This is a genomic window from Paenibacillus sp. JT31N7 (assembly GCF_059692095.1).
Genome location: NZ_JCAUAT010000001.1, coordinates 1,450,092 through 1,474,818 on the forward strand (window position 1 = coordinate 1,450,092; position 24,727 = coordinate 1,474,818).

General features: G+C 53.3%; 19 protein-coding genes and 3 tRNA genes. 5 read left to right on the forward strand and 17 right to left on the reverse strand.

Going from position 1 to position 24,727, the window contains the following annotated elements; translation table 11 throughout:
* Positions 1–124 precede the first annotated feature (124 nt).
* From AC58P5_RS06570 to AC58P5_RS06590, 5 genes are all read right to left on the reverse strand, one after another.
* Positions 125–210 (reverse strand) — tRNA-Leu (locus AC58P5_RS06570).
* Positions 211–216: 6 nt separating this feature from the next.
* Positions 217–290: transfer RNA gene (locus AC58P5_RS06575), tRNA-Ile, on the reverse strand.
* Between the two features lie 46 nt (positions 291–336).
* Positions 337–410, reverse strand: a tRNA-Met gene (locus AC58P5_RS06580).
* A 72-nt stretch (positions 411–482) separates the two neighbouring features.
* On the reverse strand, positions 483–650 hold the full coding sequence (locus AC58P5_RS06585) for a hypothetical protein (RefSeq protein WP_497385299.1): 168 nt from the start codon (positions 648–650) through the stop codon (positions 483–485).
* A gap of 121 nt (positions 651–771) precedes the next feature.
* On the reverse strand, positions 772–1,308 hold the full coding sequence (locus AC58P5_RS06590; protein ID WP_497385300.1) for a phosphatidylglycerophosphatase A family protein: 537 nt from the start codon (positions 1,306–1,308) through the stop codon (positions 772–774).
* A 164-nt stretch (positions 1,309–1,472) separates the two neighbouring features.
* Here AC58P5_RS06590 and AC58P5_RS06595 point away from each other — a divergent pair, with 164 nt between their 5' ends.
* Positions 1,473–1,985: a 2'-5' RNA ligase family protein gene (locus tag AC58P5_RS06595; RefSeq protein WP_497385302.1), complete on the forward strand. Its 513-nt coding sequence runs from the start codon at positions 1,473–1,475 to the stop codon at positions 1,983–1,985.
* A gap of 119 nt (positions 1,986–2,104) precedes the next feature.
* Here the strand turns inward: AC58P5_RS06595 and AC58P5_RS06600 are convergent, their stop codons facing one another.
* The 5 genes from AC58P5_RS06600 to AC58P5_RS06620 form a co-directional block, all read right to left on the reverse strand.
* Positions 2,105–3,919, reverse strand: coding sequence for a hypothetical protein (locus AC58P5_RS06600; RefSeq protein WP_497385304.1), 1,815 nt, complete (start codon positions 3,917–3,919; stop codon positions 2,105–2,107).
* Positions 3,920–3,945: 26 nt separating this feature from the next.
* Positions 3,946–5,214 carry an efflux RND transporter periplasmic adaptor subunit gene (locus AC58P5_RS06605; RefSeq protein ID WP_497385305.1) on the reverse strand — a complete coding sequence of 423 codons (1,269 nt, stop codon included), beginning with the start codon at positions 5,212–5,214 and terminating at the stop codon, positions 3,946–3,948.
* A 31-nt stretch (positions 5,215–5,245) separates the two neighbouring features.
* Positions 5,246–8,353 carry an efflux RND transporter permease subunit gene (locus AC58P5_RS06610; protein ID WP_497385306.1) on the reverse strand — a complete coding sequence of 1,036 codons (3,108 nt, stop codon included), beginning with the start codon at positions 8,351–8,353 and terminating at the stop codon, positions 5,246–5,248.
* Positions 8,354–8,358: 5 nt separating this feature from the next.
* Positions 8,359–8,505 (reverse strand): hypothetical protein, encoded by a 147-nt coding sequence (locus AC58P5_RS06615; protein ID WP_497385307.1) that lies wholly within the window; start codon positions 8,503–8,505, stop codon positions 8,359–8,361.
* A gap of 122 nt (positions 8,506–8,627) precedes the next feature.
* Positions 8,628–10,760: a hypothetical protein gene (locus AC58P5_RS06620; protein ID WP_497385308.1), complete on the reverse strand. Its 2,133-nt coding sequence runs from the start codon at positions 10,758–10,760 to the stop codon at positions 8,628–8,630.
* Positions 10,761–11,022: 262 nt separating this feature from the next.
* Between AC58P5_RS06620 and AC58P5_RS06625 the strand changes: the two genes are divergently transcribed.
* Both AC58P5_RS06625 and AC58P5_RS06630 read left to right on the forward strand, forming a co-directional pair.
* The gene (locus AC58P5_RS06625) at positions 11,023–12,393 is read left to right on the forward strand and encodes a dipeptidase (RefSeq protein WP_497385309.1); all 1,371 of its coding nucleotides are present in this window, start codon (positions 11,023–11,025) and stop codon (positions 12,391–12,393) included.
* 68 nt (positions 12,394–12,461) lie between these two features.
* On the forward strand, positions 12,462–12,968 hold the full coding sequence (locus AC58P5_RS06630) for a GNAT family N-acetyltransferase (protein WP_497385311.1): 507 nt from the start codon (positions 12,462–12,464) through the stop codon (positions 12,966–12,968).
* A 318-nt stretch (positions 12,969–13,286) separates the two neighbouring features.
* Here the strand turns inward: AC58P5_RS06630 and pyrE are convergent, their stop codons facing one another.
* From pyrE to pyrR, 7 genes are all read right to left on the reverse strand, one after another.
* Positions 13,287–13,928, reverse strand: coding sequence for an orotate phosphoribosyltransferase (gene pyrE, locus AC58P5_RS06635; RefSeq protein ID WP_497385313.1), 642 nt, complete (start codon positions 13,926–13,928; stop codon positions 13,287–13,289).
* Positions 13,929–13,981: 53 nt separating this feature from the next.
* Positions 13,982–14,716 carry an orotidine-5'-phosphate decarboxylase gene (pyrF, locus tag AC58P5_RS06640; protein WP_497385314.1) on the reverse strand — a complete coding sequence of 245 codons (735 nt, stop codon included), beginning with the start codon at positions 14,714–14,716 and terminating at the stop codon, positions 13,982–13,984.
* Positions 14,717–14,838: 122 nt separating this feature from the next.
* Positions 14,839–18,048: a carbamoyl-phosphate synthase large subunit gene (gene carB, locus AC58P5_RS06645; protein ID WP_497385316.1), complete on the reverse strand. Its 3,210-nt coding sequence runs from the start codon at positions 18,046–18,048 to the stop codon at positions 14,839–14,841.
* Positions 18,035–19,213 carry a glutamine-hydrolyzing carbamoyl-phosphate synthase small subunit gene (gene carA / locus AC58P5_RS06650; protein ID WP_497385317.1) on the reverse strand — a complete coding sequence of 393 codons (1,179 nt, stop codon included), beginning with the start codon at positions 19,211–19,213 and terminating at the stop codon, positions 18,035–18,037. The genes carB and carA overlap by 14 nt, the downstream gene beginning before the upstream one ends.
* Before the next feature lie 35 nt (positions 19,214–19,248).
* Positions 19,249–20,541 carry a dihydroorotase gene (gene pyrC / locus AC58P5_RS06655; RefSeq protein WP_497385318.1) on the reverse strand — a complete coding sequence of 431 codons (1,293 nt, stop codon included), beginning with the start codon at positions 20,539–20,541 and terminating at the stop codon, positions 19,249–19,251.
* A gap of 128 nt (positions 20,542–20,669) precedes the next feature.
* Positions 20,670–21,581 (reverse strand): aspartate carbamoyltransferase catalytic subunit, encoded by a 912-nt coding sequence (locus tag AC58P5_RS06660; protein ID WP_497385319.1) that lies wholly within the window; start codon positions 21,579–21,581, stop codon positions 20,670–20,672.
* Positions 21,578–22,129 (reverse strand): bifunctional pyr operon transcriptional regulator/uracil phosphoribosyltransferase PyrR, encoded by a 552-nt coding sequence (gene pyrR / locus AC58P5_RS06665; RefSeq protein WP_497385320.1) that lies wholly within the window; start codon positions 22,127–22,129, stop codon positions 21,578–21,580. The genes AC58P5_RS06660 and pyrR overlap by 4 nt, the downstream gene beginning before the upstream one ends.
* 423 nt (positions 22,130–22,552) lie before the next feature.
* On the opposite strand from pyrR, the gene dapD reads away from it, so the two are divergent.
* Together dapD and AC58P5_RS06675 are read left to right on the forward strand one after the other, a co-directional pair.
* Positions 22,553–23,263, forward strand: a complete 711-nt coding sequence (dapD, locus tag AC58P5_RS06670; RefSeq protein WP_497385321.1) for a 2,3,4,5-tetrahydropyridine-2,6-dicarboxylate N-acetyltransferase — start codon at positions 22,553–22,555, stop codon at positions 23,261–23,263.
* A gap of 178 nt (positions 23,264–23,441) precedes the next feature.
* Positions 23,442–24,713 carry an N-acetyldiaminopimelate deacetylase gene (locus tag AC58P5_RS06675; RefSeq protein ID WP_497385322.1) on the forward strand — a complete coding sequence of 424 codons (1,272 nt, stop codon included), beginning with the start codon at positions 23,442–23,444 and terminating at the stop codon, positions 24,711–24,713.
* Positions 24,714–24,727: the final 14 nt, after the last annotated feature.

Below are 24,727 nucleotides of genomic sequence, written 5' to 3' on the forward strand. Positions count from 1 at the left end.
TACCCGTTATACAGGCATTTCTTAACAGGAAAAAAATAACTACAAAAAACTCCCTAGTCTCATTCTGCGGTGTGCATAAGTGAAAGAAGGGAGTTTTCTGTTCATTTCGTCGTTGTTGCCAAGATGCCGAAGACCGGACTCGAACCGGTACGATAGTCACCTACCGCAGGATTTTAAGTCCTGTGCGTCTGCCAATTCCGCCACTCCGGCTTATAATGGGCCCTGAGGGACTCGAACCCCCGACCAATCGGTTATGAGCCGACCGCTCTAACCAACTGAGCTAAGGGCCCGGATATGTTATGTATGGCTAAAAACAGGCAAAAAAAATTTGATTAATTGCGGGGGCAGGATTTGAACCTGCGGCCTTCGGGTTATGAGCCCGACGAGCTACCGGGCTGCTCCACCCCGCGTCAGTAACAAGCAATGCCGTATAGCGACAAAAATAAATATACAATACAAAGTACGTTTAAGTCAACCCTTTTTTAATAAACCGAGTAACGGACACCGAAACGTCCTTTTCTGGATTTGAAAACTTCGACTTCGGACGGACATTCATAGCCGTAAATCCACCAGTCTTCCTCCATCCGCTTGGCAAGGACACCTGCTTGAAACTTACTATCGTACAGCTTTACCCAATATACCCACTGCATGGTCCTCACTCCGTTGATGATGTTATTGGCCTAGAAATAGCATATCCAAAAAGGCATTCGCTTATTTGTAGGCCAACCCCGTCAGCGAAATTTTTCATAAAAAAGCAGCGAAGTGCGCAATTTACACGTATTCGTTATCTTCATCGGAAACATTCCGTTCTATTTCGTCCCTGCTTTTATGGGCGATTCTCCCTGACGCGGCCGAGGCTATGGCGGCTACAAGATCGTCCAGAAAGGTATGCACGGCGCCCCCGGTCTTTGTATCCAGCCGTTTGATCAATCCGGTCTTTTCCTTGTCCAGGTAGCCGAATGTCGTGATGGCAATGCTGCCGTAGCCGAAAACGGAACCGATCGCAAGTGTTTCGTCACACCCGAATAAACTCTCATCCGTTTCCAGAATGGATTGAAGCGGTTCTGTGAGCTTTTTCTGCTCAGCCAGCATATCCAGCTCGGTTCCCACCAGAATCGCGTGCTGAAGCTCTCTTTTGCCCAATACGGCCTGAATGGACTGCATGCACGTATCCATCGATAAACCGGGATGATAGGGCGCCTGCATGGCGTACACGATCTCTGCGATGTCTTCGAGACTCGCTCCCCGGTCTGCCAGCCTTTGCATAACGACCTTTTTAATTTCCCGGCTGTGAACCTGTCGTTTCACGGTCTTCTCCCCTTAAACTTTCACGATATGTTCAGTATATGACTTCACATATTTTCGGGTGTAGGCGCCCGCGGACATGATTCGTCTTAAAATGAAATTGTGAGCGGGATACAAACACGGTATAATAAGAACTAGTCGACCATAATTTAGGGAGGGATTCCATTATGATGTACGGTATCGCCATTCTTCCATCCGCAGAGATTAAGGAATTTGCCAACAGCTATAGAAAAAGGTTCGATCCTTATTATAGGGTGATTTCGCCCCACCTTACGGTTCGTGAAAAAGAAGAATGGACCGAAGAGCAGCTTCAGGCTGCCGTCAGTCATTTGGAAGATCTGAGCGGGACCGTGTCTCCGTTCCAGCTTACGTTCAACCGATTCAGTTCTTATTTTCCGGTTAACAACGTCATCTATCTGGCACTGGAACAAGTGGAACCGGTCATCGATCTTCACGACAAGCTTTGTACGGGTCCTCTCGTGGATACAGAAAAGGCTTACAGCTATCATCCCCATCTGACCATCGGACAGAAACTGGGAGCCGATGAGCTGCATGACGTACTGGCCAGTGTAAAAAACACGCCGGTGGATTTTTCCTTCCAGGTGGACAGCATTCACCTGCTCGGAAAACAGGAAAACGGCGAATGGTCCGTAATCCGGTCATTCCCGCTCCAGGGGTAACGAACGCTTCATTAGAAAAGGCCTTCCGGGTTAACCGGAAGGCCTTTTTTAGGTTATGTGCGGCGGAAAGAGCCGCCATGACTCAAACGGCTCTGTCGAAGCAGTTGCCGAGCTTTCGACTACTGTTTAAACGTAGTCAGAAGACGCTTCGCCGTCTCGCCTTTATCATTGACGAAGGATTCATAGACTTTGACGGTGACAGGGAAATCCAACTGCATGGAATCCGCATTAAAATTAATGACATTCGAGCCTTTTTGCAGTCTATTTTCCCCTACAAACGGGCTTTTGACCGAATTGATAAGAGTACCGCCGTTATCATACATATCAAATTGCAGCTGGGAGAACGTACGGTCAAGAATTACGTCTTTCTCCTGTTCGATATCCAATAAAAGTTTTAGGCGGTAATTGTAGTTCTGCTGTTGGTTAAACATCGCCGAAATTTCCCAATTGTTCACTTTCACGGTCAAAGGATACAGCTTGAGCTCATCCTTCGACTCCGGCTGCGGTTGAAGTTTCACGCTGTAGGCGGTCAGAAGAGATTTATACGAAGCTCCGGCTTCCGCCGCACTTACCTTCGTCTCTTGCGCCTTCTTGTCTTCCGACTTATCGCCGGAAGCCTGTGCTCCTGCAGCAGCGGATGCTCCGTGAGTTTCATACAAGGCAAGCTTCAGTCCTTCTCCCGTCTCGGAAGCCGGAACAACGTAAGAATAAGTTACGACGTAGGACGCGTTAGGAAGCACGCGCAGAGTTGTCGTCCCCTGTCTGTTGCCGTTATAAGTGTAACCGTCACTGCTGACGAGATCAGTCGCAAAAGCGGGAACGTTAAGCGGCCCGCCGGATTTGTTCGTCAGCTTAAACTTGGCAATAGCGGTATTAAAACCGTCCTCGTCATTTTGCTGCATATGAAGCTCCACGAGGGAAACATCCATATTCGGGTGAACCAGCTCGTTGAGCGGATCCATCTTCATGGCGGTACCGAAAGCATAAACTCCCTGAACCGGCAGGGCATCGGCCTGCTTAGCCGGCAGCATGATATGAACGCGGCCTACATTGTACGTAACCGGCTTTTCCTGCGCGTCAATATATTTCTCCGCGGTGACCACATTCAGAGCTTCCAGCTCGGTATTCAGTTCCGTAGGAATGACAAAGTGAATATATTTCTTCTCGCCTGGCTCAAGAGCAAGCGAGGATTCAGCTCGGTTGCTGTCATACGTCTGCAGGCCGCTTTTGCCTTCCAGGGCGATATTCGGAAGGGTCTGGCGCTTGGAAGACGGATTCGTCACAAGCACCTGAACGACCGAGTTCGTTTTCGTGCCGACCGTATCGCGGCTGATATTCGTTGTTTTGAATTCCAGCGGCGTTTGCAAGGTAGGAATGGTGAAGGCTTCTCCCCATTTCTTCACGGAAGCGGAAGGAATTTCGGACGTTTCCGTTCCGTTCCATACAAGATCGCCCACAGGGACGCTGAGCTGGAGCGTTTCTTTTTTCGGATACACGTAAACATCGATGTCAACCCAGCGAAGCTCGCTGAGTTCTACGCCTTCTCCGCTGTCAACCGTCGCCAGGTAGCTGAGCTCAACCTGGGATTTGGGCTGAATGGAGCGGGGGCTTCCCAGACTTGCCTGCAAGCGGAATTCCACGCCGTCTTTCGTTTTCATGCGCACTTCGTACTCGGGTACGCGTACAACTTTCGAACTGGTGTTTTTCATGCGGACAACGGCCCCCAGACGAGTTCCGTCCGCAGTTTTTTCGTTTAAGACACTTTTCATCTCCACTTGCAGATCGTTCGTTAATTTATAAGCCATCGGCGCTGAAGCCGATGCTTGTGCGGGTGCTGGTTTTCCCGCTTCTGCCGCAAGTGCCGGAACGGCGCTTGCGAGCAGAGCGGCAGAAAGAAAGACGGACGATACGGTAGTTTTCCATTGGCTCTTCACGATATTCTCCTCCATGTGTACCTTTGTTAGTTAGCTGCGGCTGCTGTCGTAACTTTTTCTTTATCTTTCAACTGATGCTGACCGGAAATGACGATCTGCTCGTTTTCGCTTACGCCGGAAATCACTTCCTGCATCGTTTCCTTCAAACGGCCGAGCTGGATTTTACGTTTCTCGACGGTATCCCCGTTCAGGACGAAGACAAAAGATTCGCTGCCTTCCCGCACGATACTAAGCGTCGGAATAGCCGCCACCGTCTGCTCCGCCTCATCGGTCAGCTGAAGCTGAACTTTCTGTCCGGGCTTCAGCTTTTGGTCGGCGTTGGGAACTTCCAGCTCCAGTGTGTAAGCTTTCGTCTCTGAATCCAGCACATCCGAAATATACTTAATCGGCGCTTTGGTCAATTCCGTCGTGCCCGGCACATAGAAATTCAGCTCTTTCTTGTCGCGCACCAGACTAACGGCTTCTTCCGTCAAATCGGCTTTGATCAGAATCGGATTCAGCTGCTGGATGACTCCGGCTTTAAATCCTTGCCCGACCGTCATCCCCGCTTCAACCGGGAAGTCCGTTAGAACCCCGCTCACGGGTGCTTTTACTTCCGTATTTTCCAGATCGCGATCCGCTTTCTTGACAGACAAACCTGACGTTTCGATTGCTACTTGAGCAGCGGCTAGCGAATCTGTGTTGTCCAGCGTTTTGCGCTTCTGCTTCAGGGTGCTCAGATCAAGCTTGAGGCTGTTGAGCTTTGTTTCCTCCTGCTCCAGCTGAATCTTCGTTACGGTGCCTTCATCGTAATCGTTACGTATTTTATTAAAGTTCTTCTCGGCATCCCGGATTCCCTGCTCGGCCTTTACAATATTGTTATCGAGATCGGTCTTCGCGTTGGCCAGCTCTTCCTTAGCCTGCTTCAATTGGGCCTGGGCGCTCTTGATGCCGAGCTGTCCCTGTTCCTTCTGCAGCTGCAGATCGGAACGGTCAATCCGGAAAAGAAGCTCTCCTTTTTTGACCATGTCGCCTCTCTTTTTGTAGACCTGCTGGACGTCTCCTCCGGTTTTCGAAATAACTTCCAATTGAACGGAAGAGATGACATTGGCAACCTGCTCAAGCGGATCCGATATTTTTTCTTTCGTCACCTTGACGGTTTTTACGTTCTTAATCTGAGATTCCTGGCCCTGTGTAGTGTCCTGCGGACCAGCCAGCGGTTTGTTCGAACAGCCGACGGCCAAAGCCGTAGTAAGGGCGACAATGCCTACCAGTTTCGTGCTCTGCTTTACGATCGTAGCTAAAGGACGTTTCATCAGTTGTACTCTCCTCTTCTCTTTGCTTGACTCAGGATTTTGCCGCAGGGACCGTATCCACCTTATTTTTCTTTGATTTACGGTGGAACGCGTTCGAACTTCTGCGTTTAAAGGATTCAATCAATTCATAAATGATAGGTACGACAACTAGCGTAAGTACTGTAGAAGTGACAAGCCCGCCGATAACGACGACCGCCAATCCTTTGGAAATAATGGTCCCCTTGGACATACCGAGCGCAAGCGGCATAAGCGCAAACACAGTCGCTCCCGCGGTCATAATGATGGGACGAAGACGAGTCAACCCCGCGCTAATAAGGGATTCCCTGACCCCGACTCCCTGATCCCGCAGCTGCTGTACCCGGTCGATCAGAACGATCGCGTTCGTCACGACGATTCCGATCAGCATCAGGAATCCGATGAGAGAAGTAATATTGAGCGATTCTCCCGTAACCAGGAGGCCGAACAATCCGCCGATAACCGCCAGCGGCAGCGAGAACAGAATGGCAAAAGGAGCGCTGGCGTTCCCGAATGCGAGAACCATGACCAGATAGACGATAAAGATGGACGCGCCCATGGCAGCGAACATTTCCGAGAACCCGGAAGCGATATCGTCGGATACCCCTTTGACCTCACGGCTTACGCCGGAAGGAAGCTCCACCGCATTCAATGCTGCAGCCACCTTGCCGCTGACTCCGCCTTTATCCGCACTTTTGATCTTGGCCGTTACTTTCAGCGTTTGCGTCTGATTTTCACGGGTGATGGCTGTAGGTGCATCAATCTGCGTGATCTTGGCGATTTCATTCAGTTGAACCGTCTGACCCGTCGGTGTTTTCAGCAGGAACGTGCCGATTTTATTCACCGAATTTTTATACTGGGGATCAAGCTCCACTTTGGTCTCATAAGTAACGTTATCAAACTTCAAGTCACCGAGTTTGCTGACTCCGATCCAAGAGTTAACCATTTCAAGCACCTGGGCGGAGCTTAGTCCGTACAAACGCGCTTTGTTCTGGTCGACCGTGACTTCGACTTCCGTCTTGGAATCGCTAAGGCTGTCCTTGACTTCGTACAGATCGGGGAATTCTTTCATTTTCTCTTTAACCTGGGCGGCCGCCTGCTTCAGATACATCATGTCGTCGCCTTTCAGGGAATAAGAGAAATCCGTGCTGCTTCCGCCGGCGCCCGCGGCAATCAGTGAACCGTCGACCTCGGAGCCTTTGGGAAGTTCATATAAGATTTTCTCTTTGTAAGCTTTGAAGACCTGCTCGGCGTTGCTGTTTTCGTTCGCTTCGGTAAACATCATCGTCCGGTACGGCGATACATCGCTGCTGAATGCGTAGCCCACCATTGACTCATTGTATGTAAACTGCGGATTTCCCGAAGCGTCTTTCGCTTCCCTCATCATCTGCTCGAGCTGCTTGGACTTTTCATCCATCGTCTCGATCGATGTGTCGTTCGGCATCTTAATCTGGAAAATCATCTGCCGGGCCGACTGATCCTCCGGCATGTACGATACGGCAAGCTGCGGTATGATCAACACCAGCGAGGCAATGAAGAGAATTCCGGAGAACAAAAGTGTCTTGATCCGGTTGTTCAGGGACCACTCCAATGCTCTTTTGTAAACAAGCGCAAATTTGCCGACGTGATTCTCGTCGTGATTGCCGAGTTTTTTGCTTTTCAGCACCAGTAGTTTCGCCAGCATCGGAATGACGGTTAGCGCCACGAGAAGCGAGGATAGAAGCGCAACGACCAGCGTAAGGGCGAATGGACGGAACACTTCGCCGATAACTCCGCTTACGAATGCAATCGGACCGAATACGCCGACGGTTGTAATCGTCGAAGAGGTAATCGCCGAGGCTACTTGAGCGGTCGCCAGCTTGATGACGGATTCTCCGCGTTCCTGGGCTTTCTGAAGCTGGCTGTAAATATTTTCGATGACAACGATACTATCATCCACGACGCGTCCGACCGCAATAGCCATACCGCCGAGTGTCATGATATTGAGTGAAATATTAAGCGGCACCATCATCAAGAGCGTAATTAGAATGGATAATGGAATGGAGACCAAAACGATGAGGGTCATCCGAATATTTCTGAGGAAGAGCAAAATCATAACCGAGGCAAGCAGGGCGCCCATACCGCCTTCCTGCACCATGCCGTGGATCGACTTTTTGATTTCCACCGCCGAATTGTAAACCGATTTGAATTTCACGCCCGGCAGGGTTTTCTCCCAGTTTGCCATCAAAGCGTCGGCTTCGTCCGCGAAGTTTACCGCGTTGGCCGACTTCGTTTTGTACAGCTGCACGCCGATAGCCGGTTTGCCGTCCAGACGGGTGATAAACTGGGATTCGCTGATGGCTTCGATTTTGCCGAGATCCTTAAGCTGGAGCACACTGCCTTTCGGCGTTGTCAGCGTCAGGTTGTCAAGGCTGTAAATCGTGTCGATCTGGCCCGTCACCCGCACCATCTGGGTCGTGCCGTTGAATTCAACCGTTCCTGCAGGACTTGCCGACAAGGCGGCCCGGATGCTGTTCGAGACATCCGTCGGCGTCAATCCATAGCTGTTGATCGTGTTCTCATTAAGCTTAATGGAAAGAGTCGCTTCCTGGTTGCCGACGGAGTCGACATGGTCAATGCCTTTGATCGTGTTAAAGCCCGGTAGAATCGTGTCTTTGTAAATTTTATCGAGCTCCGCCTGGTTCATCCCGTCGTTGCCGTATACCGCCAAGTAATAAACCGGCTGGGATGAGAATCCTTCCGTCAGCACCTTAGGCTTCTCAGCCTGCTGCGGCAGCTTAACGTTCGAAACCAGCGCCTCCAGATCCTGCTTGGCATCCTTAGGCTTGATGTTCTGTTCGAGTTCGATCGTAATTTGCGAATAATTATCGCTCGACGTAGACGATATGTTTTTGATGCCGTCAAATCCCGCGACCGCTTTCTCCAGCGGCTTTGTAATCTGATCGAGCACATCTTTCGGCGGTGCCGTGTACTGGGTGGAAACGACCACGATCGGAAACGAAATATCCGGCATGCTTTCCACCTTCAGTTTAGTCGTGGCGAAAATGCCGCCCGCAAATACCAGCAGCATAATAATAAAAAGCGCCGCCACGTTTTTCATTGAAAAACTAGTCATTTTGTTCATCCACTCTACTCCTCCGCACCGATTGAACAATCTCTCTTGAAATTGGCAGCTATACCCATTCTTTCCCCATCATAAACGGTAAAGGTTAAAAAAATATAAACTGGCTTTATTTTTTTGCCATGATTTATTTCTCTCCTCTTTCTTCCCTTCACGCTGCCTCCTACCGTTTTGACGACAAAAAAGAGGTGTCCACTTCAACAATTACGGATAAATGTGAAAAAAGTTCCATCCGGAGATAGAACTTTTGCTGTAAAACCCTCTATTATCGATATACTTAGTCCGAATAAGTAAACCAGTCGATACTTTGCTTGGCCAGCAGCTTACGCTGTCCCTGGAATTCATGATACACGCTGAGATGGTACTTATCGAGGAACCGCTGTTTAAAAATCAGGTCTGCGTCCTGAAGCTGAATCGTGAAGTTTTCTTTCTTGCCGATTCTCAGTTCATTGTCGGTCACCTGCTCGGCCGATTTGCCGTCGTGCGGCTCCCAATTTTTCAGTTCATACGCTTTCTCGAACGATTTGTTCCCTTTATAATCTTCAAACACGAGAACAAGCTTATGGCCTTCCGGCGCCGTTTCGGTTAAGAGCTGCTTGCGGATGTCGTAATCGAATTTCAGCGTCAGCGTATCGTTGTTGATAGATGTATTGATCCGGCTCATGGAAACCGTGTACGGGAACAGTGCGATATCCTTCAGCTTGTCTTTGATATCCTTGTTCTCTTTGGGCAGCGCGAACGTTACGGGCCTTACGTAAGCATCGGTTTTTACGGTCTGCTGACCGTCTCCTTGCTTGCCTTCTCCGGTCTCCAGAACTACGGAATCACCGATCAGCAGACGGACATTCTCCATATCCGTGCCCTTCGGAAGAGCTGCCCACACATTCAGTCTCGCTTTGCCGCCAGGCGCAACCGTTTTCTTGATATCCGATACGGAAGCCGGGAATACGGTGCCGTCCTTCAACTGAAAATGGGCGACTAGACCGGTGACGGGCGCAAACCGTTTCTCCGCATTTTCTATCTCCAGTTCGGCCGAAACGATGCTTCCGCTCAAACCCTCGTAGGAATTGATCCCCGCAACCGTATACTGCGCTTTGCGGCCGATTTCTTCCCGGGCGTACTTCTCGCCTAGTCCCACAAACGGCAGCTGCTGCAGATCGGGCTTCGCGGTCAGCTCCAGCAGATCGTTCATCTGCGTGTCGCTTTCTTTTTCCTGGATAACCAGCTTGACTTCCTTAAACGCATACGTATACGGGATTTTACCGAGCGCTTCGACGGAAAGAGAGGCGCCCGGATCGATTCCGATCACTTTACCCGTGCGGACCAGCTTGGCCTCCACTTTCACGGCATTATCCAGCAGGAAGTAGGCCGTCATATCCGGTATCGGAAGCGACTGTTCCCCTTTGTTCGACAGCGTGACGTTGGCGGTCAAAATATCCTGGTCTTCCCACGGAAGACGGTAAATGCCTCCCAGCTTGGCCGTATAGAGACCCGACTTGTTCATAAACTGCGTTTCCTTGCCGGCCTCGCCGCCCGCAGGTTTACTGACGGCCGGAAGCTGGTAAGCGGCCAACAGCGTGTTGAACTTCAGCTCGGGATGAATCCGGGTGATGACAAGCTCCCAGCCCTTCTCTCCGGCTTTAAGCGGAATTGCCCCCGACAGCTGAACGGTTTTCGTTTCCTTCGGGCTGATTTTCAAATCCTTGGCGTTCTTCGCTTCCAGCGGATACAACAGCCCCTCCGGGGTACGAACCGAGAATTGGACTTCCGGCAGGGTTACCGCCGCGCCTCCGATGTTCTCCAATTGCAGGCTTATCGCGGGCAAGTAATATTTCTCGTTTTTTCCGTTTGTAAACTTCTCCGTCGAGGCGCGCAGTTCACTGCTTCCCACTTGGAAGTCGGCATTTTGTCCCGTCGGTGTCACACCCGTGTAAGTAGCCGGCACGGATACTTGTCCGAGAATGCGCTCGGAGTTCGGCTGGCTGAAATCCCACTTGATAAACTGCACTTGCAGATCCTGAAGTTTCTCGCCGCTGCCGACTTTGGCGTAGTAAGACACCTGACCCGAAGAGTGGGCTCCGATCTTGTTCACTTCTTTGTCCTGCGGCATCAAACGCACCGTGTATGTATGACCCGTTTTGCTTTTGAGCCGGACCCAGTAGTCCACAAGCGGTAAATCCGCAGCGCTTTTGTTATGGACGCCGACCGTGAATGTGACGATATTGCCGTTCTGATCCGGCAGAAGCTGGATGTTCTGAAGCTCGAACGAACCGGAACCGCCAGCCGCAACCGAGCCCAGAGCCGGTTGTCCGGAAGCTGCCGCTGCGGGGGTTGCCATAAGCACTCCCCCTGTGCTTAATGTTAGAATCAGCGCCAATGCGGTCGCACGGGCTGCCATTTTGTTACGCATATTTTTCCACCTCAACCATGATTTAAATACGGACGACAAGCCTGCTGCCAGAACCCGGATGAAAAGATTACCATCCTGTTTCCACTTAGTAAGACGATTGAATCCCCGGGAAGTTTCTTTTTAGACCAAAAAAATATTTTTCTTGCCTCCGTTCCGGCGGTTCCTTTCCTTATTGAAAGAGTTTGCAGGATTTTAAATGAAAATGGGGAAGTTATGAGGATAAGCTTTTTTAACCCATTGTCAAAAAAGGAGTCCTGTCACCATGAAAGCCAAAACCGAATCTTATGCATCCCAGCATAGAGAACGCCATCTTGAAGAACTGAAAGAGCTGCTCCGAATTCCCAGCATCAGTACATTGTCCGAGCACAGGGAAGACGTTCATCGCTGCGCGGAATGGCTGTCCGGTGCTTTGGCCCGTGCCGGTCTGGAAAATGTGGAGGTCATGCCGACCGCGGGACTTCCCATTGTGTACGGAGACTGGCTGCATGCGCCCGGCAAACCGACCATCCTGGTATACGGCCATTACGATGTCCAGCCTGCAGATCCCTTGAACGAATGGCATTCGGAACCGTTCGAACCCGTCATCCGGGACGGCAAAATCTATGCACGCGGAGCGACGGACGATAAAGCTCAGCTCTGGATCCACGTCAAAGCGGTTGAAACGTTCCTTGAGGCGGTCGGGAGCCTGCCGCTCAACATCAAGTTTATTCTCGAAGGCGAAGAAGAAATTACGAGCCCTTCCCTCGCCCCGTTCGTTAAAGAGCATGCGGAGAAGCTTAAAGCGGACGCTATCGTTATCTCCGATACGCCGATGCTGGAAAGAGGCAAACCCGCTCTGCTTTATGGACTTCGCGGAGTTGCCGGCGTCGAGATTGAAATGCTCGCGGCCAGAAACGATCTCCACTCCGGCTTGTACGGCGGCGGCGTGCCGAATGCCGTTCATGCGCTTGCAGGCCTGCTCGATTCCTTCCACGACGAAGAAGGCCGCGTCACGGTAGAGGGCTTTTACGACCGCGTTATCCATCTGACGGAGCAGGAGCGCAGCGAGCTGGCCCGGGTCTCGCAGGATGAGAGGAAGATCCGGGAGGATCTGGGGCTCTCCGAGCTCTACGGCGAGAAAGGCTATACGTTCACCGAACGTACGACGGCGCGGCCGACTTTGGAAGTAACGGGAATAAGCGGCGGTTTTGCCGGCGAAGGCATCAAACCGATCGTTCCGGCGCGCGCGTCCGCTAAAATTGCCTGCCGGCTCGTTGCGGATCAGCGCCCGGATGAAATATTCGAGCTGATCGAGCGTCATGTGGCGGCCCACACACCGGCCGGCTTGAAGGCTTCGGTCAAAAGAGTGCTGCAGGGCAACCCCTTCCTGACACCGGCCGATCATCCGGTTATGGTGGCCGCCTCGGCGGCGCTGGAAGAGGCCTACGGAGAGAAAACAGCCCTCACCCGGGGCGGCGGCTCTATTCCGATTGTGGACGTTTTCGAGCGCCTGCTTCATGCTCCCGTCGTCATGATGGGCTTCGGGCTTCCGGACGAAAATCTCCATGCTCCCAACGAGCATTTCGATCTGGACAACTTCGATAAGGGCCTGCAGGCCGTTTGCGGCTTCTGGGGGAAATTGGCAGACCAATAAAAAATGCAGCCTAACCCAGTTAACATGGATAAAATTAAGTCATCGCACCCGAAAACGGAGGAACAGGTATGCAGCAGGATACTTACAAGCTTAGAGATGCTCTACCGGCGGATCTTCCCGCTATTGTACACATTTACAATTCAACCATTCCGGGGAGAATGGTCACGGCAGACCTTGAACCGGTAACCGTCCAGAGCCGGGAAAACTGGTTCGCCGAGCACAATCCCGAAACCCGCCCGATCTGGGTGCTTGAAAAAGACGGCAAGGTTTGGGGATGGCTGAGCTTCCAGTCTTTTTACGGCCGTCCTGCCTATAACGGCACCGCCGAGGTAAGCATTTATCTCGATGATGAATGCCGCGGTCGCGGTCTGGGACGCTATCTTTTGGAGAAAGCCATCGCCGCCTGTCCGGAGCTGGGCATTAAAACCGTGCTCGGCTTTATTTTCGGGCACAACGCGCACAGCCTTGCTCTCTTCGACCGTTACGGCTTTGCCAAATGGGCGGAGCTTCCGCGGATCGCGGAGCTGGACGGAATCGAGCGGGATCTGATCATTATGGGCAAGCGCGTAGGCTGAGGTAGACAGCCGAGACCGGCGCGGTGCGGCATCGCATGACGCTGTTCAACCACGAACGGGCTAGCGCTTCCAGGTGGAATAGGCCGCAATCGTGCGGACCTGGTCGACCAAAACAAATAGACCTCCAACGCCGTGATAGGGCGGATGGAGGTCTATTTGTTTTGCGGCATACGGCGGGGCAGTCCCGGGTGCTGCTGGGTATTCTATCCCCTATCTCGTCAGCCCCGTGTTTGCGGGCCTCATTCGGGACTTGTCCCGCGGTTGCTCACTAACCGGGATTCAGCCGTTTCGGCCTCGTTTCGGGCCGCCTAACCGTTTTTAAACGCCGTAGGAAGCCGGGTCTTGACGCCAGGAACGGAGCAGCTCCAGATCGTCTTGGGCGATGGCCCCTTGTTCCACGGCTACTTCAAGCAGCTTGGAATAGTTGGTCAGCGTATCCAGCGGAATGCCGGCTTCGGCAAACGCCTGAATGCCTTTGTCCAGCTGATAGGAGAAAATGGCCAATACCCCCAGCGCCTGACCGCCGGCTTCGTTTACGGCCAATGCCGCTTTAAGGGAGCTTCCGCCCGTCGAAATCAGGTCTTCGATCACGATGACCTTCTGCCCGGCCGCCAGAGCGCCTTCAATCTGATTTTGCTTGCCGTGGCCCTTGGCTTTGTCCCTGACGTAAATCATCGGAAGCCCGAGCTTCTGCGCTACCCATGCCGCGTGCGGGATACCGGCCGTAGCCGTGCCTGCGACTACCTCGGCCTGCGGGTATTCCGAGCGGATTTTGGCCGCAAACGCTTCTGCGATAGCATCGCGGATTTCCGGGTGCGACATCGTCAGACGGTTATCGCAGTAGATCGGCGATTTGATCCCGGATGTCCAGGTAAAAGGCTCGTGCGGACGCAAAGCTACCGCTCCGATCTTAAGCAGGGAAGCCGCTATTTCACGTTCTGTCGATTGCGCTGTGTTCATATCCAATCACTCCGTTCCTGTAGTTAAGGTTTTGCGTTTATATCAATGAGAGACTAGCTTCGCTCCAGCGAATCCAAAATTTGTTCCAGCGCCTGGCGCGGATCCGGTGCGGCCGTTATCGGACGGCCGATTACCACATAATCGGTTCCGGCCGCGAAAGCTTCGGCAGGCGTCATGACGCGGCTCTGGTCGCCCAATGCCGCCCCGGCGGGCCGGATTCCCGGAGTCACCGTGATAAAATCGGCGCCGCACGCTTCCTTGACGGCGGACACTTCCAGCGGTGACGCGACGACACCCTGGAGTCCCGCCTGACGAGCCAGACGTGCGTAACGGACGACCGCATCCTCCACTCGGCCGGCAATACCGATTTCCTCGTTCAGCATCATTTGGCTGGTGCTCGTCAGCTGAGTAACCGCAATGACCTGCGGACGCTTCGCTGCGCCTCCGCCAAGGGCTTTGTCCACACCCTCCAGTGCACCTTCCATCATCTTGATGCCTCCGGCAGCATGGACGTTGAACATATCCACTCCAAGGCGCGTCACGCTTTCGGAGCCGCCTTTGACCGTGTTCGGAATATCGTGCATTTTCACATCCAGAAATACGTTGTAGCCTTCGTCCTTCAAGCGCGCTACAAAACGGGGCCCGGCCGCGTAAAACAGCTGCATCCCCACTTTTATGTAACACGGAATTCCCCGAAGTTCCTGAATGAGCGTGTCAGCTTTATCCGCCGACGCAAAGTCCAACGCAACCATGATCCGTCCGGCGGATTGTGCTCTTGCGGTTTCCATCCAGCATTCTCCTTTCAAATGGCCTGTTTCCATACATGCGTTCATAAGGAGGGGATGTTACGCTCCCGGCCTTTGCGGGCCGGTTATGCGCACATCCCCTGATTTGGTTTGAATCCGTCCGTTTACGCGTATACCGGCATAGAACGGGACGAGAAGTTGATCGCTTCGAGCATATGAAGCAGAGCACGGACGGTGTCGAGCGAGGTCATGCAGACGACGCCGTTTTCGACCGCTTCGCGGCGGATACGGAATCCGTCACGCTGAGGCGTTTTGCCCTTCGTCAATGTGTTGACGACAAAGTGCGCTTCCCCGCTGCGGATCAGATCCAGAATATTCGGCGAGCCTTCGCTCAGCTTGTTCACCGTGGTGACCGGAACGCCAGCGGCTTCGAGCACCTTAGCCGTGCCGCCTGTCGCGATGATTTTATAACCGAGCCGCTGGAATCCGCCGAAAATTTCCACGGCTTCTTCCTTGTCTTTGTCCGCTACGGTAGCGATGATAGCTCCAGCGGCCGGAATTTTCATTCCTGCGCCGATAAGACCCTTGTAAAGAGCTTTCGCAAAGTTGACGTCGCGTCCCATAACCTCGCCCGTCGATTTCATCTCCGGTCCGAGTGTCGTATCTACGCGGCGCAGTTTGGCGAAGGAGAACACCGGTACTTTGACCGATACGAAGCTATCTTCCGGCCAAAGGCCGCTCTGATAACCCATTTCGGTAAGTTTCTGGCCCATGATCACCCGTGTAGCCACATTGGCCATCGGAATGTTCGTCACTTTGCTCAGGAACGGAACCGTGCGCGAGGAGCGCGGATTTACTTCGATAACGTATACCTGCTCTTTGTGGATAACGAACTGGATGTTGACGAGGCCCACTACCTGCAGTTCCAAGCCGATTTTAGTCGTAATATCGATGATCTGTTTTTTGATGTCGTCCGAAAGCGACTGCGGCGGATAGACCGCGATAGAGTCGCCGGAGTGGACCCCTGCGCGCTCGACGTGCTCCATAATACCCGGAATGACTACCGTCTCTTTATCGCAGATCGCGTCGACTTCCACTTCTTTGCCGAGCATGTAGCGGTCGATCAGGACCGGGTGTTCCGGGTTGATTTTCACCGCGTACTCCATGTAGCTGAGAAGTTCTTCATCGGAGTAGACGATTTCCATAGCGCGCCCGCCGAGCACGTAGGAAGGACGGACAAGCACCGGGTAACCGAACTGCGCTGCCGTTCCGACCGCTTGGTCCACGGAAGTAACCGTGCCGCCCGGCGGCTGTGCGATATCGAGCTTGCGGAGCAGAGCTTCGAATTTTTTGCGGTCCTCGGCTTTGTCGATGCTTTCCAGGTCGCTGCCCAGAATGCGCACGCCCGCTTTGGAGAGCGGAGCAGCCAGATTGATTGCCGTCTGGCCTCCGAATTGGACGATGACACCGATCGGCTTCTCGCGTTCGATAACGTTCATAACATCTTCGAAGAAGAGCGGCTCGAAGTACAGACGATCCGACGTGTTAAAGTCGGTGGAAACCGTCTCCGGGTTATTGTTAATAATTACCGCTTCGTATCCGGCAGCCTGGATGGCCCATACCGCATGGACGGTGGAGTAATCGAATTCGATTCCCTGACCGATCCGGATAGGTCCGGAGCCAAGAACGACAACCTTTTGTTTCTCGGTTTCCAGTACTTCGTCTTCCATCTCATAGGTGGAGTAGTAGTACGGTGTAGTCGCTTCGAACTCTGCGGCGCAGGTGTCGACCATTTTATAGACAGGTTTAATGTTCTGGTTAAGACGGTACTCGCGGATTTCCGCTTCATGGACGAATGTGCTGCGGCCGGCGAGACTGCGGATTTCGGCAATGGCACGATCCGTAAAGCCCATCCGTTTGGCATCATGGAGCACTTCGTTATCAAACTCTTCCGAAGCGATTTCCTCTTCATACCGGATCATGCCGTCCAGCTTGTGGAGGAACCACCAGTCGATTTGGGTCAATTCCTGAAGCTGCTCGATGGTGTAGCCGCGGCGGAAAGCTTCGGCCAGCAGGAAGAGACGCTCGTCGTCAGGCTTCTGCAGGCGGAGTTCCAGAGTTTCTTGATCCAGCAGGTCGGTTTCCTTCAGGAACAGGCGGTGTACGCCGATTTCCAGGGAGCGGATCGCTTTGTGAATCGATTCTTCGAATGTACGGCCGATCGCCATCACTTCGCCCGTCGCTTTCATCTGCGTACCCAGCTTACGGTTGGCGTTGATGAATTTATCGAACGGCCACCGTGGGATTTTGGAGACGATGTAATCGAGCGTCGGCTCGAAGCAGGCGTACGTTTGGCCGGTAACCGGGTTAACGAGCTCATCCAGCGTGTAGCCGATTGCGATTTTGGCCGCCATCTTGGCGATCGGGTAACCGGTCGCTTTGGATGCAAGCGCCGAAGAGCGGCTTACGCGCGGATTTACTTCGATGACGTAATATTGGAAGCTGAACGGATCCAGAGCGAACTGGACGTTACAGCCGCCTTCGATATTCAGCGCGCGGATGATTTTCAGCGACGCCGAGCGAAGCATCTGGTACTCGCGGTCCGAAAGCGTCTGGCTCGGAGCTACGACGATGCTGTCGCCTGTGTGAACGCCGACCGGGTCGAAGTTTTCCATGTTGCAGACGACGATGCAGTTATCGTTGGCGTCGCGCATGACTTCGTACTCGACTTCTTTCATGCCCGCGATGCTTTTCTCGACGAGACACTGGGAAATCGGGCTGTAGCGGATACCCGATGCTACGGTTTCCACGAGTTCTTCCTCGCTGTGGCAGATCCCGCCTCCCGTACCGCCGAGCGTGTAAGCCGGACGCACGATAATCGGGTAGCCGATTTCGTTAGCGAAGTCAACGGCTTCCGGCACGGTCGTTACGATGGTGCTGTCCGGTACCGGCTGTTCCAGCTCGCGCATCAAATCGCGGAACAAGTCACGATCCTCGGCCTTCTCGATAGCCGTAAGCTGTGTGCCGAGCAGTTTCACGTTCTCCTGTTCCAGGACACCTGCACGTGCAAGCTCTACCGCCATGTTCAGTCCAGTCTGTCCCCCAAGTGTCGGAAGAAGTCCGTCCGGACGCTCCTGGCGGATGATCTGGGTAACGAAATCAAGCGTGATCGGCTCGATGTATACTTTGTCGGCCATGTTTGTATCGGTCATAATTGTTGCCGGATTGCTGTTGATCAGGACAACTTCAAAGCCTTCTTCTTTAAGAGCCTGGCACGCTTGTGTGCCGGCATAGTCAAACTCCGCAGCCTGGCCGATGACAATCGGTCCGGATCCAATCACCAGAATTTTTTTGAGCTTCTCATTTTTTGGCATAGTGAAGTTCTCCTTTCGACTTGTTGTCAGACTGCTCGGCTTTCCAGGCGGCAAGCATTTGCGCTTGACGCGGAGCCTGCGGGTTGTCGGTATGATGCGAGCGGATCATTGTCAGGAAATCGTCGAACAAGTAGCTCGAATCGAAAGGTCCCGGAGCCGCTTCGGGGTGATACTGGACCGAGAATGCCGGATACTGGTTATGTTTAAGTCCTTCGATCGTACGGTCGTTGTTGTTGATGTGAGTAACGATCAAGTCCGTACCGGCGATGGATTCTTCTTTAACGGTATAGCCGTGATTCTGGGAAGTAATGTAGCAGCGTCCGGAAATGAGATCTTTCACCGGATGGTTTCCGCCGCGATGGCCGAACTTCAGCTTCTCGGTGTCCGCCCCGCAAGCCAGGGCAAACAGTTGATGACCCAGGCAGATTCCGAAGACAGGCACTTGGCCCAAAAGCTGGCGGACGGTTTCAACCGCATGAGGAACATCTTTAGGGTCCCCAGGGCCGTTGGACAGCAGGACACCGTCCGGCGCAAGACGCATAATTTTCTCCGCTGTCGTGTCCTGAGGCACGACAACCACGTCACAGCCGCGCTTCGTCAGATCGCGGACGATTCCGCTTTTCGCTCCAAAGTCCACAAGGACAACACGCTCGCGGTTACCCGGCGCGCTGAATACATGCGGCGTCGATACCGTCGATACTTGCGTGGTCATAAGAGGAGTCGTCTGCAGCATTTCCTTCAATTCTTCAACCGAGCGGTCCGAAGTAGTCAGCAGACCTTTCATGACGCCGTGATGGCGAATTTTACGGGTCAGCATGCGCGTGTCGATATCGCTGATGCCGATAATGCCGTATTCTTTGAGCAGATTGCCCAAGGTGTACTGCGCGCGCCAGTTGCTTGGCGATTCTTCGTGCCGGCGTACGACGAACCCGTGGACAAACGGTCTCACGGACTCGAAATCATCCCGCGAAATACCGTAGTTGCCGATCAGCGGATAGGTCATCGTTACGATTTGTCCGCAGTAGGACGGGTCGGAAAGTACCTCCTGGTATCCCGTAATTCCCGTATTGAATACAACTTCGCCGACCGAATCCCCTTCGGCCCCGAACGATTTACCCGTAAAAAGCGTTCCATCTTCCAGCAGCAGTCTTGCCTTTGCCTTCATGCCCCTCAGCTCCTTCTCTATATGTTTCGTGTTGTCTATTCGTTTGTTTCCGTCCAGGCGATTGTGCCTCCGACCATCGTCAGCACCGGCCAGCCTTTCAGCTTCCAGCCCGTAAACGGTGTGTTGCGGCTCTTGGACAAAAATGCCGCGGGATCCACTTCTTTTTCGGTTTCCAGATCGACCAGTGTAAGATCCGCATCGCTTCCAACCTTCAGCCGTCCGGATTCCAGCCCGAACACTTCAGCCGGTTTGGAAGTCATCCGTTCGATCAGGAAGCCCAGCGACCATTTGCCCGTCGCGACAAACTTTGTATACAGGAGCGGGAAGGCCGTTTCAAAGCCTACGATTCCGAAAGGCGCAAGCTGCATGCCTTTGGCTTTCTCTTCCTCGCTGTGCGGTGCGTGATCGGTCACAATGATATCGATTGTGCCGTCCTCCAGCGCTTCGATTACCGCTTCCACGTCCCGCTTCGAACGCAGGGGCGGATTCATTTTCCAATTGGCATCCATGCCCGGAATATCTTCTTCGGAAAGGAGCAGGTGATGCGGGCAAACTTCGGACGTCACCTTCACGCCGATTTGCTTGCCCAGCCGGATCAATCGTACGGATTGCTCCGTGCTCACATGGCAGACGTGATAGTGCACGCCCGTCGCTTCCGCCAGCAGGATATCACGGCCTACATGGATCGCCTCCGACTCGTTCGGAATTCCTTTAAGCCCGTTCTTATCGGCGAACGTCCCTTCGGAAACCGGAGCCCCGGCTACCAGCGTCTCGTCTTCGCAGTGGGCGACGATCGGCATGCCGAGCTCGGCCGCCCGCTTCATCGCGTCTTTCATCATCTGGGCGCTTTGTACCCCGACTCCGTCATCCGTAAACGCCACGACTCCGGCGTCTTTCAAAGCTTCAAAATCGGTAAGTTCGCGGCCGAGCTGGTTGCGGCTGATGCATCCGTAAGGAAGGACTTTCACTCCGTTCCCTTCGTTTTCCGCTTTCCCCTGGATGAGCTTAACCGTTTCGACGGTATCGATAACCGGCTTCGTATTCGGCATGCAGGCGATCGTGGTGTAACCGCCCCGCGCTGCTGATCGCGTTCCGCTTGCTATCGTTTCTTTGTGCTCGAAACCCGGTTCGCGCAAATGCACGTGCATATCGATAAAGCCCGGAGAAACCAGCTTGCCTGCCGCTTCTATAACCTCATGTCCGGTTGTGTCCGGCTGCTCCTCCCCGTTTGTGATCGCCGCGATTTTGCCGTTTTCCACAAGCACATGCCCGGTCGTTTCCTTACCGGAGGCGTCCAGCATTTTTCCGTTTAAGATCCACATTCCCATGCCGTTTTCCTCTCCTCTATAGAAAAGCGGGTATTTGCTCTCGCAGTTTGCCGCTTCTGATTATATGTTCAACTTGTCCAAGCCGTTTTCGTTTGCCGGCTGATCTTACCGTTTCTTCATGGCCTGCTTTAGCTGAGTGTCCGTTCGATTACAGCCATGCGGATAGGTACGCCGTTATGAATCTGAGTGAAAATCTTGGAGCGGGCGTGTTCCACCAGCTCATCGTCAAGTTCCACGTTCCGGTTGACCGGAGCCGGATGCATGATGATCGCGTGTGCCGGCATCTGCTGCAGCCGGTTCATCGTAAGCCCGTACTGGCAGCGGTATTCTTCCGCCGAAGAAATCATGCCCTTCTCGTGCCGTTCCAGCTGGACCCGAAGCATCATGACCACGTCCGCCTGGAGCGCTTCTTCCATCGTTACGTATGGAGCGTAAGCGGACAGCTCGGGCGCCTGCATGTTCACCGGTGCGCAGAACTTGACGTTCGCTCCCATTTCACGGAGCGCCCACAGATTGGAGCGGGCCACGCGGCTGTGCAGAATGTCTCCGACGATGGAGACGGTAAGCCCCCGCAATTCGCCGAAGTGCCGGCGCATCGTGTACAGGTCGAGCAACGCCTGCGTCGGATGCTCGTTATTTCCGTCCCCGGCGTTGATCAGGGGGACGCTGATCTTCTCCGCGAGCTCGGCCAGCAGACCGACCGGCTTCAGCCGGATCACTCCCGCGTCGATTCCCATCGATTCGAGGGTCCGGACCGTGTCGTAAATCGACTCGCCTTTCTGTACGCTCGATTCCGCCGCGGAGAAATTCAGCACCTGAGCTCCCAGTCTTTTCTCCGCCATTTCAAAGGAAAAGCGGGTCCGCGTGCTGTTTTCAAAAAAAAGATTCGAAACAAAGGTCCCCTTCAACCGGTTCGTCACTTTATCCGGATGATTTTCCCAGAAATCGGCCCGGTCCAGAATCGCTTTAATTTCAGAAGCGCTGACTCCTTTCAGACCGATGAAATGGTTCGCTGTACGTGATTGGACGGCTCCCATCATTCGTTCCCCCTCTGCTGCTGTATAATGACCACTCGGTCGTGTTCGTCTACTTCTGTCAGGTGAACTTCGATTTTCTCCAGCTTCGATGTCGGCACGTTCTTGCCTACGTAATCGGGCCGGATGGGCAGTTCCCGGTGTCCCCGGTCTACGAGTACGGCCAGCTGGATCATCTCGGGCCTTCCCAGGTCAATCAGGGCGTCCAGCGCAGCCCGCACCGTGCGTCCCGTGAAGAGCACATCGTCGAAAAGGATGACTTTCTTGCTCTGAATATACAGGTTGTCTCCACCCGGCACCGTATCTACGGACCGTACTTTCACCCGGTCATCACGGTAGGAAGTAATATCGATCTCCCCGACCGGAACCGGAACACCTTCGATTTCCCGAATCCTCTCCGCCACCCTCTGTGCGAGGTAAATGCCCCGGGTACGGATTCCGATCAGCATACAGTTGCCGACCCCTTTGTTTTTCTCCAGTATTTCGTGGGCAATCCGGGTCAAAGCCCTTCTAACTGCCATTTCATCCAGCAGCACATGCATGTGTTCGCTCATGTCGACTGCCTCCTTCTGTCGGGTACGTGTTTCTCGAATTTCGGCCATAAAAAAACCTCCTTGCTCAGAAGGCAAGAAGGTTAGCGCATGTGCAGAAACAGACGGGTGCTTGGAACCGATGGAAGTTGCAGCTAATCGCCGCAATTCGCTCTCCCCCGGAGTCTGCTCCTGCTTAAACGTTGACCTTGCCAGCCTCTCTGGACTGATTTTAAAGGTACCCTATTCACTTGAAGCCCATTATCCCACTTTCGACAAAAGAAGTCAACCGTAAAAAAGCATGTTTTTATGCGTTTCTCCGCGTGTTTACCCCTGTTATTTTCGTGTTATCCTGCGTATCCTGTCGTTTTTTCGGACAATCTATCGCGTAAGCGCTTTTCATCTGCTATGATGATAAAGATAACGTACCCCAGGAGGAGTGGAAGTATGACACAGATGAATACTGAAGAAATTATCCAGTTTATTAAAACGAGCCAAAAGAAGACACCCGTGAAAGTATATGTAAAAGGAAACCTGGAAGCCGTTGATTTCGGAACCGACATCCAGTCCTTCATTTCCGGCAAAAGCGGTGTCCTGTTCGGCGAATGGACGGACATCCAGGCCATTATCGAATCCAATCAGCAGAACATAGAAGATTATGTGGTCGAGTCCGACCGTCGCAACTCCGCCATTCCTCTTCTTGACCTGAAAGGCATTAACGCGCGTATCGAGCCTGGCTCCATCATCCGCGACAAAGTCTCCATCGGCAACAACGCCGTCATTATGATGGGCGCGGTTATCAACATCGGCGCTTCCATCGGCGAAGGCACGATGATCGACATGAACGCCATCCTCGGCGGACGCGCTCAAATCGGCAACATGTGCCACATCGGTGCCGGAGCGGTTGTAGCCGGAGTGATCGAGCCTCCTTCCGCACAGCCTTGCGTAGTCGAAGACGATGTTCTTATCGGCGCAAATGCCGTTATTCTCGAAGGCGTGCGCATAGGTCAAGGTTCCGTTGTAGCCGCGGGTGCCGTCGTAGTGGAGGACGTTCCTGAATTTACGGTTGTGGCCGGTACGCCTGCCCGTGTCATCAAGAAGGTCGACGACAAAACGAAATCCAAAACGGAAATTCTGAAAGAGCTTCGCGAGCTGTAAGACCCCACAGGTATTACGTTCACGTTCCGCTTGTACATAAAAAGAACAACACCGGCACGCGCGCATCCTTCCTGAAGGCAGGCGGACTGCCGCTGCTGTTTGGGCCCAGCGCCTCCGGCGCCGGGCCCTTTTTCAATCCTGCGGACTTACATTTAAACGAAAGAAGGAGAGAACTATTGTGACCAGCCCGTTTATTGAACTGCGGCGCCAGCTTCACCGGATACCCGAGCCGGGATTCCAAGAATTTAAAACCCAGCGCATGCTCCTCGATTATTTGGAAACTCTTCCACAGGAACGGATGGAAATCCGTACGTGGCGTACCGGTATCCTGGTGTATCTCAAGGGCACAAATTCATCCAAACGATTCGGGTACCGGGCCGATATGGACGGCCTGCCGATCCCCGAAGAAACCGGCTATCCGTTTCAATCCGAACACCCCGGATATATGCATGCCTGCGGACATGATGTGCATATGTCCATCGGAGCCGGCCTTGTGACGCAGTTTGCTCACCGCCCCATGAAAGACGATCTCGTCGTCGTGTTCCAGCCCGCGGAAGAAGGTCCCGGAGGAGCGCTTCCCATGCTGGCATCCGCCGAGCTAAGCGACTGGATGCCGGAGCAGATGGTCGGCCTTCATATCGCGCCGGAATATCCGGTCGGTACCATCGCGGTCAAACCCGGCATCTTGTTCGCCAACACGTCCGAGCTGTTTATCGACCTTAAGGGCAAGGGAGGCCACGCGGCGTATCCGCACCTCTCCAACGACATGGTGGTCGCCGCTTCCCAGCTTGTCGGACAGCTTCACACAATTGTGTCTCGTAACATCAACCCTCTCGACTCGGCCGTTGTCACGATCGGCAAAATGAGTGCGGGCACCAAGCAGAACATCATCGCCGAGAACGCCCGGCTCGAAGGCACGATCCGCACTCTCTCCGCCGAATCCATGCAGCTTATTAAATCGAGAATCGAAGGAATCGTTCGCGGTATCGAATCTTCATTCGACTGTACCGCCTCCATTGATTGGGGCTCCAATTACCTTCAAGTGTATAACAACGAAGCGCTGACGCTGGAATTTATGGACTGGCTGCAAAAAACGGATACAGCCGCCGGGGTTGGCGTCTCTCACGGCTCCGTACCTGACAAAGCCGCAACCGGTACCGTCAGTGGGTTGGAGAATACTTCTGCAGTCGATGAGCAGGCACAAGCAGGCAGCCCTCCCTCCTGGTCGGAGCCGCAGGTCCCCGTCCGTTTGTATGAATGTACCGAGGCGATGACGGGAGAGGATTTCGGTTATTTTCTGGAGAAAATCCCGGGCTTTATGTTCTGGCTCGGTGCCGAAACGCCTTACGGCCTGCATCACGCCCGCATTGAACCCGATGAAAGAGCCATCGGTATAGCTATCCGAACGGTGGACAGCTACCTCCGCTGGAAATCCGGACAGTCTGTATAAAAAAAACCCCTTTA